Here is a 17,337-nt window from a genome sequence, read left to right on the forward strand (position 1 = left end):
CCTCAAGCGGGTGACCGCCGACCTGCACAAGGTCCGCGGGCGGCTGCGCGAGGTCGAGCAAGCCGAGCGGGAGCCGATCGCCATCGTCGGGATGAGCTGCCGGTTCCCCGGCGGCGTCGGCTCCCCGGAGGACCTGTGGCGGCTGCTGGCGGACGGCACCGACGCCATCGCGGAGTTTCCCGCCGACCGCGGCTGGGACCTGGGCGGGCTGTTCGGCGCCGACCAGGGCCAGGGCGGCACCTCGGCCACCCGGGCGGGCGGATTCCTCTACGAGGCCGCCGAGTTCGACGCCGAGTTCTTCGGGATCTCGCCCCGCGAGGCGCTGGCGATGGACCCGCAGCAGCGGCTGCTGCTGGAGACGTCCTGGGAGGTGCTCGAGCGGGCCCATATCGACCCGGGGTCGCTGCGCTCCAGCCGGACCGGTGTCTTCGTCGGCACCAACGGCCAGGACTACGCCACCCTGTTGCTCGGCGGGTCCCAGCAGGACGTGGCGGGCCACGTGGGCATCGGCAACGCGGCCAGCGTCGCCTCCGGCCGGATCTCCTACACCCTCGGCCTGGAGGGCCCGGCCCTCACCGTGGACACGGCCTGCTCGTCGTCGCTGGTGGCGCTGCACCTGGCCGCGCACTCGCTGCGCACCGGGGAGTGCACGATGGCGCTGGTCGGCGGGGTGACGGTGATGTCGACCCCCAGCATGTTCACCGAGTTCAGCAAGCAGCAGGGCCTGGCGCCCGACGGCCGGGTCAAGGCCTTCGCCGCCGGGGCGGACGGCACCGCGTGGGGCGAGGGCGTCGGCGTCCTGCTGGTGGAGCGGCTGTCCGACGCGCGCCGCAACGGCCACCAGGTGCTGGCCGTGATGCGCGGCAGCGCCGTCAACCAGGACGGCGCGTCCAACGGGCTGACCGCCCCCAACGGCCCGTCCCAGCAGCGGGTGATCCGCCAGGCGCTGGCCGGCGCCCGGCTGTCCGCGTCCGAGGTGGACGTGGTCGAGGCCCACGGCACGGGCACCTCGCTGGGCGACCCGATCGAGGCGCAGGCGCTGCTGGCCACCTACGGCCAGGACCGGCCGCAGGGCCGGCCGCTGCTGCTGGGCTCGGTGAAGTCCAACATCGGCCACACCGCGGCCGCCGCGGGCGTGGCGAGCATCATCAAGACCGTGATGGCGCTGCGCCACGGCGTCGTACCGCCCACCCTGCACGTGGACGAGCCCACCCCGCACGTCGACTGGAGCGCGGGCGCGGTGCGGCTGGTGACCGCCGCCACCGAGTGGCCCGACACCGGGCAGCCCCGCCGGGCCGGGGTCTCCTCGTTCGGCGTCAGCGGCACGAACGCGCACCTCATCCTGGAGCAGGCACCCGCGGACGACGAGCCGGCCCCGGAGACCGACCGGAGCACCCCGCTCGCCGAGGCGGGCGCGGCGCTGCCGTGGGTGGTGTCCGGGCACACCCCGGACGCGCTGCGCGCCCAGGCGGCGCGGCTGCGCGAATCCGCCGCCACCGCCGACCCGGTCGGCGTCGGCCGGTCCCTGGCGCTGACCCGGGCCGGTCTGCGGCACCGTGCCGTCGTGCTGTCCGGGGACCGGGACGGGCTCCTCGGCGGGCTGGACGCGGTCGTCGGCGACGAGCCGTCCGCACACGTGGTGACCGGCTCGGCCGCGGCCGACGCCTCCGGCGTGGTGTTCGTCTTCCCCGGCCAGGGCTCCCAGTGGGCCGGCATGGCCACCGAACTGCTCGACGCCGCCCCGGTGTTCGCCGACTCGATGGACAAGTGCGCCCAGGCGCTGGCGCCGCACCTCGACTGGGACCCGATCCAGGTGCTGCGGAACGGGGAGCCGCTGGAGCGGGACGACGTGGTCCAGCCCGTGCTGTGGGCGGTGATGGTGTCGCTGGCCGCGCTGTGGCGCTCCCTCGGCGTGGTCCCGTCCGCGGTGGTCGGCCACTCCCAGGGCGAGATCGCCGCAGCCTGCGCGGCCGGCGCGCTGTCGCTGGAGGACGGGGCGCGGCTGGTGGCGCTGCGCAGCCGGGTGTTCGCGGAGCATCTGTCCGGCAAGGGCGCGATGGTGTCCGTCGCGGCGTCGCCCGAGCGGGCCGGCGAGCTGATCGAGGGCCGGGACGGGGTGTGGATCGCGGCCGTCAACGGGCCGGAGTCCACCGTCGTCGCGGGCGACCTCGACGCGCTGGCCGAGGTGCGCGCCGCGGCGGAGGCCGCCGGGCTGCGGCCGCGCAAGGTCGGCATCGAGTACGCGTCGCACACGCCGCACACCGAGCGGGTGCGTGACCAACTGCTGGAGCTGGCCGCGCCCGTGACCCCCCGGGCCGGCGATGTGGCCATGTACTCGACCGTCACCGCCGCGCCGGTGCGGGGCGAGACGCTGGACGCCGAGTACTGGTATCGCAATCTGCGCGAGCCGATCCGCTTCCAGGACACCCTCGACGCCCTGCTCGCCGAGGGCAACACCGTCTTCGTGGAGGTCAGCCCGCACCCGGTGCTGCTGCCGCCGGTGCAGGACACCGCGCAGGCGAGCGGCCGGGACGCGGTCGTCACCGGGACCCTGCGGCGCGACGACGGCGGGGTCCGGCGGATGCTGACCTCGCTGGCGCAGCTGTGGGTGCACGGCGTGGACGTCGACTGGCGCGCGGTGTTCGGCGACGGCACACCGGTGGACCTGCCGACGTACGCCTTCGAGCGGCGGCGCTACTGGCTGGCCGGGCCGGGCCACGCGGTGGGCGATGTGTCCGGGGCCGGTCTCTCGCTCGTGGGACATCCGCTGCTGGCCGCCGGTGTGGAGGTGGCCGAGGACGACCGGTTCGTGTTCACGGGCCGGCTGTCCCGGGACACCCACCCGTGGCTGGCCGACCACGCGGTGCTCGGCCGGGTGCTGGTGCCGGGCACCGCGCTGGTGGAACTCGCCCTGCGCGCCGGGAGTTACGTCGGCTGCGAGCAGGTGGCGGAACTGGTGCTCCAGAGCCCGCTGGTGCTGCCCGCCGAGGGGGCCGTGGACGTCCAGGTGACCGTGGGCGGGCTCGACGAGCACGCACAGCGCCCGGTGCGCGTGTTCTCCCGCGCCACCGCCGGGGACGACGGCGTACCGGCCGAGTGGACCGGTCACGCCACCGGCACCCTGACAGTTGAACCGGCGGCCATGCCCCCGGAGGCCGGGGCGGGCACCTGGCCGCCGGACGGGGCCCAGCCGGTGAGCACCGACGGGCTGTACGAGCGCCTGCGGGAGTGGGGATACGCGTACGGCCCGGTGTTCCAGGGGCTGCGCGCCCTGTGGCGGCGCGGCGAGGAGCTGTTCGCGGAGGTCGCGCTGGGCGAGCCCGGCGCGGCGGAGGCCGGACGGTTCGGGGTGCACCCGGCGCTGGCGGACGCGGCCCTGCACAGCCAGGTGGCCTCGGCCCTCGACGGCGCCACCGAGGTGGAGCCCCGGCTGCCGTTCTCCTTCGGGGGGGTCCGCCTCCACGCCACCGGCGCCACCACCGCACGCGTTCGGCTGGCGCCGAACGGCGCCGACTCGGTGTCGGTGACCATGACCGACACCGCCGGGCTGCCCGTCCTGACCGTCGACGCCCTCGCCATGCGGCCCGTGTCGGCCGCCGGCCTGGAGGCGGGGCCCCGGCTGGACGCGCTGTACCAGCTGGACTGGACCGCCCTGCCCGCGGCCTCGGCCGACGAGCCGCGTCTGGCCCTGCTCGGCGGCGGTGACGGCCCGGCGATCGAGGGCGCAGAGTCCTTCGCCGACCTGGCCGCCCTGCGGGACGCCGTGCGGTCCGGCGACCCGGTGCCGGACGTGGTCGTCCTGCCCGTGCCGGACACCGGCCCGCGCGAGGTCCCCGACGCGGCCCGGTCCGCCGCGGGCACGGTGCTCGCCGCCGTCCAGGACTGGCTCACCACCGAGGAGACCATGTCGGCCTGCCTGATGGTGGTGACCCGCGGCGCGGTGTCCGCCGCGCCGGGCGACACGGTCGATGTCGCCCAGGCCGCTGTACGAGGCCTGGTGCGCTCGGCGTGTTCGGAGAACCCCGGCCGGATCGCGCAGCTGGACGTGGACGGCGACCCCCGGTCGGCCACCGCGCTGGCCGGCGTGGTGGCCGCCCAGATGGCGGCGGGCGAGCCCGAGGCCGCGGTGCGCTCGGGGGAGGCGCTGGTGCCGCGGCTGGGCCGGGTCGCGCGGCAGCCCGCGCTGACCGTGCCCGAGGGCGGGGCGTGGAGCCTGGACGTGGACGGCAGCGGCTCCCTGGAGGGTCTGGGCCTGGTGCCCTGCCCACAGTCCGAGGCGCCGCTCGCCGAGGGACAGGTGCGCCTCGCGGTGCGCGCCACCGGGGTGAACTTCCGGGATGTGCTGCTCGCCCTGGGCGTGGTCAAGATGGCCGAGTCCTTCATGGACGTGGCCTTCGGCTGCGAGGGCGCCGGCGTGGTGGTCGAGGTCGGCCCCGGCGTCACCCGCTTCGCTGTGGGCGACCGGGTGATGGGCCTGCTGTCGGGCTCGTACGCCGGGCCGCTGTCGGTGACCGACAGCCGGACGCTGGCGCCCATGCCGCGCGGCTGGTCGTTCGCTCAGGCGGCGGCCGTGCCCACGGTGTTCATGACCGCCTACTACGGGCTCCAGGACCTGGCCCGGATCCGCGAGGGCGAGTCGCTGCTGGTGCACGCGGCGGCCGGCGGCGTGGGCATGGCGGCCGTACAGCTGGCCCGCCACTGGGGCATCGAGGTGTACGCGACGGCCAGCGAGCCCAAGTGGCCGGTGGTCCGGGGGACCGGGGTGCCGTCCGAGCGGCTGGCCTCCTCCCGCACCCTGGAGTTCGGCGAGCGGTTCCGCACCGCGACCCAGGGCCGCGGCGTGGACGTCGTACTGAACTGCCTGGCCCGGGAGTTCACCGACGCCTCGCTCGACCTGCTGGCGCCGGGCGGCCGGTTCATCGAGATGGGCAAGACCGACATCCGGGAGGCGGACGCCGTCACCGCCGCGTGGCCCAACGCTGTGCTCTACCGCTCCTTCGACCTCGGCGACGCCGGCCCGGACCGGATCAACGAGATGCTGACGCACCTGGTGGAGCTGTTCGACCAGGGCGCGCTCTCGCCGCTGCCGGTGACCGCCTGGGAGACCCGGCAGGCCCCGGAGGCCTTCCGCTACTTCAGCCAGGCCCGCCACATCGGCAAGGTCGCGCTCACCACGCCGCCCGGCCCGCTCGACGGCACCGTGCTGATCACCGGAGGCACGGGCGTCATCGGCTCCTCGGTGGCCCGCCACCTCGCCACCGCCCACGGCGTACGGGACCTGGTGCTCACCAGCCGCCGGGGAGCGGACGCGCCCGGCGCGGCCGACCTGGTGGCCGAGCTCGCCGGACTCGGCGCCACCGCGCGGGTGGTGGCCTGCGACGCCGCCGACCGCGAGGCGCTGGCCGGGCTGCTGGCAGGGCTCCCCGAGCTGCGCGGGGTGGTGCACGCCGCGGGCGTCATCGACGACGGCGTGGTGTCCGCGCTGACCCCGGAGCGCCTCGACACCGTGATGCGGCCCAAGGTGGACGCCGCGTGGCATCTGCATGAGCTGACCCGCGACCGCGATCTGTCGCTGTTCGGGCTGTTCTCCTCCGCCGCGGGCGTGTTCGGCGCGCCCGGGCAGGGCAACTACGCGGCGGCCAACGCCTTCCTGGACGCGCTCGCGCAGGCCCGGCGCCGAGCCGGGCTCCCGGGGCAGTCGCTGGCCTGGGGCCTGTGGGCCGACCGCAGCGAGCTGACCGGGGACCTGGACCAAGCGGACCTGGACCGGATGGGCCGCACCGGTGTGCAACCGCTGTCCACCGAGACGGGGCTCGCCCTGCTCGACGCCGTCGTGGGGTTCAACCAGACCCACACCGTGCCGGTGCGGCTGGACGTCTCCCGGTTCACCGGGGCCGTCCCGCCGCTGCTGCGCGCACTGGTGCGCGGCACCGCCAAGCGGGCCGTGGCCGACACCCCGGCGGCGTCCGCGGCCGGCGGCGGGCTGGCCGAGCGCCTGGCGGGCCTGGCGCCCCTGGAGAGCGAGCAGCTGCTCACCGACGTGGTGCGCACCCAGGCCGCGGTGGTGCTGGGCCACGACGACCCGGGCGCCGTGGGCGCGGAGCGGCCGTTCAAGACGATGGGCTTCGACTCGCTGACCACCGTGGAGCTGCGCAACCGCCTCAACTCCGCCACCGGGCTGCGGTTGCCGGTCACGGTGGTGTTCGACCACCCGACGCCCGCCGCGCTGGCCGCCCATCTGCGGCAGCAACTGGTGCCCGAGATCGACCCGGTGGAGCTGGCCACCACCGAGATCGAGCGGCTGGAGGCCATCCTCGCCGAGGTCACGGGCGATGACCCCGGCCGGGCCGGCCTCACCACCCGGCTGCGCGCCCTGGTGACCAAGTGGACCGACGGCGAGGCCCGGGAGGAAGGCCCCGACCTCGACTCGGCCACGGACGCGGAGCTGTTCGACCTCATGGACAACAGGCCGTGGACCTGAACCGGCAGGCGGGCCGCCCCGCCCCCACCCGACGTGACCCGTTGATCGCCACAGATCGTTGAAGAAGGCCTGGATGTCGAACGAGCAGAAGCTCCGCGAATACCTCAAGCAGGCGATCACAGACGCCCGCGACGCCCACACCCGGCTGCGCGCGGTGGAGGACGCCGCCCGCGAGCCCATCGCCATCGTCGGGATGAGCTGCCGGTTTCCGGGCGGCGTGAGCTCGCCCGAGGAGCTGTGGGAGCTGGTCGCGGGCGGGCGTGTGGGCATCGCGGACTTCCCGGCGGACCGCGGCTGGGACCTGGGCGCCCTGTACGACCCCGAGGGCGCCCGCCCGCGCAGCTCCTACATTCACAAGGGCGGGTTCATCGACGGCGCCGCCGATTTCGACGCCGACTTCTTCGAGATCTCGCCCCGCGAGGCGCTGGCGATGGACCCGCAGCAGCGGGTGCTGCTCGAGACGTCCTGGGAGGCGTTCGAACGGGCCGGCATCGACCCCGGCGATCTGAGCGGCGAGAAGGCGGGCGTCTTCATCGGCGGTGTGCTGTCCGGATACGGGGCCGGCGGCGCGGGCGGCCAACAGGACAGCGAGGGCTATCTGCTGACCGGCAGCGCCTCGAGCATCCTGTCCGGGCGCATCTCCTACACCTACGGCTTCGAAGGGCCTGCGGTCACCGTCGACACCGCGTGTTCCTCGTCGCTGTCCGCCCTCCATCTGGCGATGCGCTCACTGCGCGCAGGCGAGAGCTCGCTCGCCCTGGCCGGCGGGGTCATGGTGATGGCCACCCCGGACGCGTTCACCGAGTTCAGCAAGCAGCGCGGGCTCGCCAAGGACGGCCACTGCAAGGCGTTCGCGGCGGCCGCGGACGGCACCGCATGGGGCGAGGGGGCCGGGCTGCTGGTGCTCCAGCGGCTGTCCGACGCCCGGCGCGAGGGCCGCCGGATCCTGGCCGTCGTCCGGGGCTCGGCGCTCAACCAGGACGGCGCCTCCAACGGGCTGACCGCCCCCAGCGGCCCCGCCCAGCAGCGGGTGATCCGTCAGGCGCTGGCCGGCGCCGGAGTGTCCGCGTCCGAGATCGACGTGGTGGAGGCGCACGGCACCGGCACCACTCTGGGCGACCCCATCGAGGCCCAGGCCCTGCTCGCCACCTACGGCCAGGACCGGCCCGAGGAGCGGCCGCTGCTGCTCGGCTCGGTGAAGTCCAACATCGGCCACACCCAGGCCGCGGCGGGCGTGGCCGGGGTCATCAAGATGGTGATGGCGCTGCACCACGGCGTCGTACCGCCGACCCTGCACGTGGACGAGCCCACCCCGCACGTCGAGTGGAGCACCGGCGCCGTCGAGTTGGCCACCGAGCGCGTCCCCTGGCCCGAGACCGGCAGGCCCCGGCGGGCCGCGGTGTCCTCGTTCGGGATCAGCGGCACCAACGCCCACGTCATCCTGGAGCAGGCGCCGGAACAGGACGAGGCCGACGGGACCGCCGAGGCCCCCCAACCGCTGATCAGCGGCGGCCCGCTGCCCTGGACGCTGTCCGCCAAGAGCGCCCCCGCGCTGCGCGGCCAGGCCGCCGCGCTCCGCGCCCATCTCGGCGGTGGCGGCGCGGACACCCTGCCGGACCCGGCCTTCGCCGCCGCGCTGGCCGGCACCCGGGCCGCCTTCGACCACCGCGCCGTCGTCCTCGCCGCCGACCGTGGCGCGTGTCTGTCCGAACTGGACGCGCTGGCCGGGGGCGCCGAGGAACTGCCGGACACGGTGCGCGGGCTGGCCCGGCCCGGGGCCAGGACGGCGCTCGTCTTCCCCGGCCAGGGGTCGCAGTGGGTCGGCATGGCCACCGGGCTGCTGGAGTCGTCCCCGGTGTTCGCCGAGTCCTTCCGGGCCTGCGCCGAGGCGCTCGCCCCCCATGTGGACTGGGATCTGCACCAGGTGGTGCGGGACGAGGCGGCGCTCACCCGCGTCGATGTGGTGCAGCCTGCGCTGTGGGCGGTGATGGTGTCCCTGGCCGCGCTGTGGCGCTCGCTCGGCGTGGTCCCCGCCGCGGTGGTCGGCCACTCCCAGGGAGAGATCGCCGCCGCGTGCGCCGCCGGTGTGCTGTCGCTGGCCGACGGGGCCCGGCTGAGCGCCCTGCGCAGCCGGGTCATCGCCGAGGACCTGGCCGGCCAGGGCGGGATGGTCTCGGTGGCCGCGTCCGTGGAGCGGACCACCGAACTCATCGCGGGGCGCGACGGCGTGTGGGTGGCCGTGGTCAACGGCTCGGCTGCCACCGTGATCGCCGGCGCCCCGGACGCGCTCGCCGAGGTGGTCGCCACCGCCGAGAGCGAGGGGGTGCGGACCCGCACCATCCCCGTGGACTACGCCTCCCACACCCCGCACGTCGAGCGGTTGCGCGAGCGGCTGCTGGAGCTGGCCGCCCCGATCACCCCGCGCGCCGGGACCGTCCCGATGTACTCCTCGGTGACAGCCGGACCGGCCGACCCCACGGCCTGCGACGCGCGGTACTGGTACCGCAACCTGCGGCAGCCGGTGCGGTTCGCCGAGACGGTGACCGCGCTGCTGGACGCGGGCGTGGACACCTTCGTCGAGGTCAGCCCGCACCCCGTGCTGACCGCCGCGATCGAGGACCTGGCCGCGGCCGGGGGCCGGCGCGATGTGGTGGTCGCCGGATCGCTCCGCCGCGACCAGGACGAGCGCGCCGCGCTGACCCGGTCGGCGGCCACGCTGTGGACCCGCGGGGTCGACGTCGACTGGCCGGCGCTCGTCCCGCCCGCCACGGCGCCGGTCGACCTGCCCACCTACGCGTTCCAGCGGCAGCGGTTCTGGTCGGCGGCCCCCGTGTTCTCCGGCGACGCCACAGGCCTGGGCCTCGACCCGGCCGACCACCCCCTGCTGACCGCCGCCACCCGGCCCGCCGACGCCGACTCGGCCGTCCTCACCGGCCGGCTGTCCCCGGCCACCCAGCCGTGGCTGGCCGACCACGCGGTGCTCGGCCAGGTGCTGCTGCCCGGCACCGCCTTCGTGGAGCTGGCCCTGGCGGCGGGCCGGGAGTTCGGCTGCGAACACCTCGTCGAGCTGACCCTTCAGACCCCACTGCCCCTGGACGGCACCGCCGGCACCCGAGGCGTCACCCTCCAGGTCCAGATCGCCGGGGCCGCCGAGTCCGGCGCGCGGACCGTGACCGTCCACTCCCGCCCCGACGCCACCGAAGGCGATGACCCGGCGGAGTGGACCCGGCACGCCACGGCCACCCTCACCCCCGACCCCGCACCGGCCCCCGCCGAGCCCGGCCCCCTGGCCGGAGCCTGGCCGCCGCCGGGAGCCTCGGCCGTCGAGGTGGGGGACTTCTACGACACGCTCTTCGAGCGCGGTTACGAGTACGGCCCGGCCTTCCAGGGGCTGCGGGCGGTGTGGCGGCGCGGCGACGAAGTGTTCGCCGAGGTGGCGCTGGCCGACGACACGGAGGTGGCGGGCTTCGTCGTCCACCCCGCGCTGCTGGACGCGGCGTTGCACGCGACCGGACTCGGCGGGCTCTTCGGGGACGAGGGAGCAGTGCGCCTGCCGTTCGCCTGGTCCGGCGTCCGGGCCTGGGCGACCGAGGCCCGGACGGCGCGCGTGTGGCTGACGGCTGCGGGCGAGGACGCCGTACGCCTGAGGGCCGCCGACGCGACCGGCGCCCCCGTCGCGGCCGTGGACGAGCTGGTGCTGCGGCCCATGGCGGCCGAGCAAGGGAGCGCGGCCTCGGCCCGGTCGCTGTATCTGCCCCGCTGGGACCGGTGGCAGCTACAGGCCCCCGCCGCGGTCGCGCGCGTGGCCGAGTGGGCCGACGGGATGTCCGTCGAGGACGTCCTGGCCGAGGGCCCGGACGTGGTGCTGCTCGACTGCGCCGCCGTGGCCGTGCCCGCCGACGACGTCCCCGGCGCGGTACGGGCCCTGAACCGTACGGTGCTTGAGCGGATCCAGGCGTGGCTGGCGTACGAGGGCGCCACGGCCGCGCGGCTGGCGGTGCTGACCCGCGACGCGGTGCCGGCCGAGGCCGACGACCGCGTGGACCCGGTCCACGCCTCGGTGCACGGGCTGGTGCGGTCCGCGCAGTCCGAACACCCGGACCGGTTGCTGCTGATCGACGGCAACGGCGACGGCGACGGCGACGGTGGCCGGATCCCGGCCGAGGCGCTGGGCGCGCTGGTGGCGGCGGGCGAGCCGGAGGCCGCCGTCCGCGCGGACCGGCTGTTCGTCCCCCTGCTGACCCGGCCCGGCCCGGCGGCCGCCGAGGCCACACCCCCGTGGTCCGGCGAGGGCGCCGTGCTGATCACCGGCGGCAGCGGAGTCGTCGGCTCGGCGGTGGCCCGGCACCTGGTGGCCGCACACGGCGTCACCGAACTGGTCCTCGTCAGCCGCCGGGGAGCCGACGCCCCCGGCGCGGCGCGGCTCGCCGCCGAACTGACCGAGGCGGGCGCCCAGGTGCGGCTGGCGGCCTGCGACGTGGCCGACCGCGCCGCCCTCGCGGCCCTGCTGGACGGCATCCCGAAGCTGCGGGGCGTCATCCACGCGGCCGGCGCCCTGGACGACGGCGTGGTCACCGACCTGACGCCCCAGCGGCTCGACACCGTGCTGCGGCCGAAGGCCGACGCCGCCTGGCACCTCCACGAACTCACCCGCGACGTCGCCACCTTCGTGCTGTTCTCCTCGGCCGCCGGCACGTTCGGCACCCCCGGACAGGCCAACTACGCCGCGGCCAACGCCTTCCTGGACGCGCTCGTGGTCCGCCGCCGGGCCGAGGGCCTGCCCGCCCACTCCCTGGCCTGGGGCCTGTGGGAGGAGACCAGCGAGCTGACGGCCGGTCTCGACGAGATGGACCGGCGCCGGCTGAGCCGGGCCGGGCTGCGCCCCCTCACCACCGGGGAAGGGCTCGCCCTCCTGGACCACGCCCTCGCCCTCGGCCACGCCCACACCCTGCCCGTCCGGCTGGACCTGCCGCGCGGCCAGGACGGCGGACGGGAGGCACCGCGGCTGCTGCGCGCCCTGGTGCGCACCCCCGCCCGCCGCGCGTCCGGCCCCGCCCCGGCGGGCGGCTGGCGGGAGCGGTACGACGCGACACCGGACGACGAGCGCGAGGCCCTGCTGGTCGCCCTGGTCCGCACGCAGGCCGCCACCGTGCTCGGCCACAGCACCGCCGACGCGATCGCCACGGACCGCGGCTTCAAGGACCTCGGCTTCGACTCGCTGACCGCCGTGGAGCTGCGCAACCGCCTGGACGAGACCACCGGTGTCCGGCTGCCCGCCACCTTGGTGTTCGACTACCCCAACGCGGCCGCGCTGGGCGCCTATCTGCACTCGCTGCTGGCCGGCCGGACCCCCGGGCACGACGAGGCGGTGCGCGTGGTCGCGCCGGAGGAGCCCATCGCCATCGTCGGGATGAGCTGCCGGTTCCCCGGCGGGGTGGACTCCCCGGAGGACCTGTGGGACCTGCTGGTCCAGGGCGGCGAGGGGCTGGGCGGATTCCCCGCCGACCGCGGCTGGGACCTGGAGACGCTGTACGACCCGACCGGCGAACGCCCCGGCAGCTCCATGGTGGACCGGGGCGGCTTCCTCGACGGCGTCGCCGACTTCGACGCCGCGTTCTTCGGCGTGGCGCCCCGCGAGGCGGTGGCCATGGACCCGCAGCACCGGGTGCTGCTCGAGCTGGCGTGGGAGGCGATCGAGCGGGCCGGTCTCGACCCGACGGGCCTGCGGGGCAGCCGTACGGGCGTGTTCTCGGGCCTGATGTACCACGACTACGCGGCGCGGCTGCGGTCCGTGCCCGAGGACGTCGCCGGCTTCCTGACCGGCGGGAACGCGGGCAGCGTGGCGACGGGCCGGGTGGCCTACACCTTCGGCTTCGAGGGCCCGGCCGTCACGGTGGACACCGCCTGCTCCTCGTCGCTGGTGGCGCTCGACATGGCGGTCAGCGCGCTCCAGCGCGGCGAGTGCGACCTCGCCCTCGCGGGCGGGGTGACCGTCCTGGCCACCCCCGTGGTGTTCGCCGAGTTCACCCGGCAGCGCGGACTGGCCCGGGACGGCCGCTCCAAGGCGTTCTCGACCGACGCCGACGGCATGGGGGTCGCCGAGGGCGCCGGCCTGGTGCTGGTGGAGCGGCTCTCGGACGCGCGGCGCAACGGACACCGCGTCCTGGCCGTCGTCCGGGGCTCCGCGGTCAACCAGGACGGGGCGTCCAACGGACTCACCGCGCCCAACGGCCCCTCGCAGCAGCGGGTCATCCGCCAGGCGCTGGCCAAGGCCGAGGTCACCGCGGCCGAGGTGGACGTGGTGGAGGCCCACGGCACCGGCACCTCGCTGGGCGACCCGATCGAGGCCCAGGCGCTGCTGGCCACCTACGGGCAGGACCGGCCGCAGGGCCGTCCGGTGCTGCTGGGCTCCGTGAAGTCGAACATCGGGCACACCCAGGCGGCCGCCGGGATCGCCGGGGTCATGAAGATGGTGCTGGCGATGCGCCACGGCACCGTGCCCGCCACCCTGCACGTGGCCGAGCCGAGCCGGCACGTCGACTGGACGGCGGGCGACGTCCAACTGGCCACCGAGCACATCCCCTGGCCCGAGACGGGCGGTCCGCGCCGCGCCGCGGTGTCCTCGTTCGGCATCAGCGGCACCAACGCCCACGTCGTCCTCGAACAGGCACCCGAGGCCGAGATGGCCGCCGAGCCCGCGCCCCCCGCCGTCGACACGCCGGCCGGCGCGGTGCTGCCCTGGACGCTCTCGGCCAAGTCGGTTGCGGCCCTCCGCGGCCAGGCCGGGCGGCTGCGCGATGCCGCCGCCGAGGGCATCGGCCTCGCGGCGGCCGCGGTCGCCCTGGCCGGCACCCGCGCGGTGCTCGACCACCGCGCGGTGGTCCTCGCCGCCGACCACGCCGGGTTCACCGGCGCCCTGGACACCCTGGCCGGCGGGGAGCCGGACGAGGAGCGGGTGGTGACCGGCACGGTACGCCCCGGCACCACCGTGGCGTTCGTCTTCCCCGGACAGGGCGCCCAGTGGACCGGCATGGCGCTCGGGCTGCTCGACTCCTCGCCCGTGTTCGCCCAGTGGCTGGAGCGCTGCGGCGAGGCGCTGTCCGCCCACGCCGACTGGAGTCTGATCGATGTGCTGCGCGGCGCGGACGGCGCCCCGTCGCTGGAGCGGGTCGATGTGGTGCAACCCGCGCTGTGGGCCGTGATGGTGTCGCTGGCGCAGCTGTGGCGCGCCGTCGGCGTGACCCCCTCGGTGGTCGTCGGCCACTCGCAGGGCGAGATCGCCGCGGCCTGTGTGGCGGGCGCGCTGTCGCTGTCCGAGGCGGCCCGGATCGTGGTCACCCGCAGCGCCGTCATCGCCGGTCAGCTGGCGGGCCGCGGCGGCATGGCGTCGCTGGCGGTGTCCGCCGACCGGGCGCGTGAACTCGTCGAGCGATACGCGGGCGATGTCGGCGCCGTCTCGGTGGCCGCCGTCAACGGCCCCGCCGCGGTCGTCGTCGCGGGCGACGAGGAGCCGCTGCGGCGGGTGCTCGACGGCTGCGCGGCGGACGGCGTCCGCGCCCGCCGGATCCCGGTGGACTACCCCTCCCACGCCCCGCAGGTCGAGCTGGTCCGGGACCGGCTGCTGGCGGAGCTGAGCGACATCACCGCGGGCCCCGCCGACATCCGATGGCACTCCACCGTGACCGGAGAGCCCATGGACGGCCCGGCGGCCGACGCCGAGTACTGGTTCCGCAACCTGCGCGAGCCCGTGCGGTTCGCCGATGTGGTGGCCACCCTGGTCGACCAGGGCGTGGACACCTTCGTCGAGGTCAGCCCGCACACCGTGGTCACCGCGGCCATCGAGGACATCGCTCTCGGGGCCGAGGGCCGCGAGGTGGTCGTGGCCGGCACGCTGCGGCGCGAGACGGACGAGCGCGCCGAACTGCTGCGCTCCGCGGCCACGCTGTGGACGCGCGGCGTCCCGGTGGACTGGCCCGCGCTGCTCCCGACCGCCAACGCCCCCGTGGACCTGCCGACGTACGCCTTCCAGCGCGAGCGGTTCTGGCTGGAGGCGCCGCAGGAGTCCGGCGACGCGAGCGGCGTCGGGCAGCGGCCCACCGGCCACCCCGTGCTGACCGCCGCGGTCACCCCGGCAGGCACCGACACGGTCCTGTTCACCGGGCGGCTCTCGGTCGCCGGACAGCCCTGGCTGGCCGAGCACACGGTCCAGGACACCGTGGTGGTGCCGGGCGGTGTGCTGCTCGACTGGGCACTCCACGCCGCACACCACCTCGGCGGGAGCGCTGTCGCACGCCTCGAACAGGACACGCCGCTGGTCCTGGAGGCCACGGGCGCCGTACGCGTCCAGCTGATGGCCGGAACGCCGGACGACGCGGGCCGCCGCGAGCTGACCGTCCACGCGCAGCCGGAAGAGCGGGGCGAGGAGCAGGGGGACGACCGGTGGACCCGCCACGCCACCGGAGCGCTGGAGCCGGGCGACCACACCGCGGACACCGGGTTCGCGGAACTGGCCGGCGTATGGCCGCCGTCGAAGGCCACGCCGCTGGACGTGACCGACCGCTACGACGAGCTGTTCCGGCGCGGCCACGGCTACGGCCCGGCTTACCAGGGGCTGCGCGCCGCCTGGCGGCGCGGCGACGAGGTGTTCGCCGAGGTGGTCCTCCCCGACGAGGCGGCGGGCGGCGCCGGAGCGCGGGCCGTGCTCCTCGACGCCGTGTGCCACGCCTGGCTGCCGGGCGACGCCGACCCGGCCGGGGCCGCTGGACCGCTGCTGCCCGCCGCCTGGTCCGGGGTGCGGCTGTGGGCGGACGGCGCCCGGTCGGTGCGGGTGGCGCTGTCACCCGCGGGCGAGGACGCCGTACACATCCGCGCCGTCGACGACCTCGGCGCGCCCGTCCTGAGCATGGACCGGATGACGCTGCGCCCGGTGGCTGCCGAGCGGCTGCGCCCGGCCGGGGCGGCCGCCGCGCGGTCGCTGTACACGGTGAACTGGCAGCCGTGGGACCCGGCGCGGGCCACCGGGCCCACGGTGCCCGCGGACGAGGTGCGCCCGAGGCTCTGGGCGGGCGGCGCGTCCATCGAGGAGATCGCGACCGCCGTCGCGGAGGGCGCGAACCCAGTGCTCTGGGACTGCTCGGACCTCCCGGCGGGCGACGGCGAGGTGCCCGGCCGGGTCCGCGATCTGCTGACCGCCGTACTGGAGCGGGTGCACGAGTGGCTGGCCAACGAAAAGCTCGCCGACACCCGGCTGGTCGTCGTGACCCGCGGCGGGGTCGAGGTGTCCGGCGCGGACACCGTGGACCTGGCGCAGGCCGCGGTGCACGGGCTGATGCGCTCGGCACAGACCGAACACCCCGACCGGTTCTGGCTGGTCGACAGCGACACCGGCGCCGAGGACATCCCCCTTGAGGTGCTGGCGGCCGCGACGGCCGGGCAGGAGCCGGAGATCGCGATCCGGCGCGGCGCGGTGTTCGTGCCCCGGCTGGCCCTGGCGGACGCGGACACCGAGGCCCGGAACACCGGCGCCCGGCCGCCCCGGGAGGGCACGGTGCTGATCACCGGCGGCACCGGGCTCATCGGCGCGGCCGTGGCTCGCCACCTGGTCTCCGTCCACGGCGTCACCGACCTGGTGCTGGTGGGCCGGCGCGGCATGGACGCCCCCGGCGCGGCCGAACTCGCCGGCGAACTGATGGAGTCGGGCGCCCGGGTGCGCATCGCGGCCTGCGATGTCGCGGACCGCGCCGCCGCCGCGCGACTGCTCGCGGACATCCCCGCGCTGCGCGGCGTCGTCCACGCGGCCGGTGTCCTGGACGACGGCGTGGTGACGGCGCTGACCCCGGAACGGCTGGCCACGGTCCTGCGGCCGAAGGTCGACGCGGCCTGGCATCTGCACGAGCTGACCGGAGACGACCTCGAGATGTTCGTGGTGTTCTCCTCCGCCGCCGGTGTGCTGGGCGCGCCGGGGCAGGCCAACTACGCGGCGGCCAACGTCTTCCTGGACGCCCTGGCGCTTCGGCGCCGGGCCGCGGGCCTGCCCGCGGCCTCGATGTCCTGGGGCCTGTGGGGCGAGGCAAGCGGGCTGACCGGCGCGCTCGACGAGACCGACCTGAGGCGCATGAGCGGCGGCGGCCTGTCCCCGATGACCACCGAGGAAGGGCTCGCGCTGTTCGACCACGCCCTCGCCTCCGGCCGTGCGCACACCGCGCCGATCCGGTTCGACCCCGCGCGCCTGCGCACCGAAGAGGCCCTGGTGCCGGCCCTGATGCGCGGGCTGGTGCGCACCCCGCTGCGCCGCGCCACCACCCTGGACGCCCAGGCGCTGCGCCGGCGGCTGGCCGAACTCGACCCCGGCGAGCGGCTGGAGACCCTGCTGAACCTGGTCCGCGAGCATGTCGCCGCGGTGCTGCGGTACGCGGAGCCGACCGGGATCGCCCCCGCCCAGTCCTTCACCACCCTGGGGTTCGACTCGCTCACCGCCGTGGAACTGCGCAACCGGCTCGCCCGGGTGGCCGGCACCCGGCTGCCCACCACGCTGGTCTTCGACTACCCCACCCCCGAGCTGCTCAGCGGCCATCTGCTCGGGCTGCTGCTGCCTGAGACGGACACCGGCGAGTGGGGCACCGAGACCTTCGAGCGCCTCGAGGCGATGCTCGCCGAGGAGCGGGACGAGACCGAGGTCAGGAAGGTGACGGCCCGGCTGGAGACGCTTCTCGCGCGCTGGCGGGAGCGCTCCGGCCCCCGGGACGCCACCGGGGAGCCCGACAGCGGTGTGGACGAGCTCGGCGCGGCGAGCGAGGACGACCTGCTGCGCTACATCGACGACGAACTCGGGCTGAGCTGATGCGCGCGATCGAGCG

1 protein-coding gene and 1 pseudogene are annotated in these 17,337 nt (G+C 76.1%); both read left to right on the plus strand.

From position 1 onward, the window contains the following. The first annotated feature begins 10 nt into the window (after positions 1-10). Entirely contained in the window at positions 11-6,481 is a 6,471-nt protein-coding gene (locus ACH4S9_RS33500) for a type I polyketide synthase (protein WP_398375423.1), read from the plus strand. A gap of 91 nt (positions 6,482-6,572) precedes the next feature. After that, positions 6,573-17,321 (plus strand): annotated as a pseudogene (locus ACH4S9_RS33505) (SDR family NAD(P)-dependent oxidoreductase); the annotation flags it as partial. Between the last annotated feature and the right edge of the window lie 16 nt (positions 17,322-17,337).

Origin of the sequence: Streptomyces sp. NPDC021225 (assembly GCF_044332865.1) — a bacterium.
Taxonomy (GTDB): Bacteria; Actinomycetota; Actinomycetes; order Streptomycetales; family Streptomycetaceae; genus Streptomyces.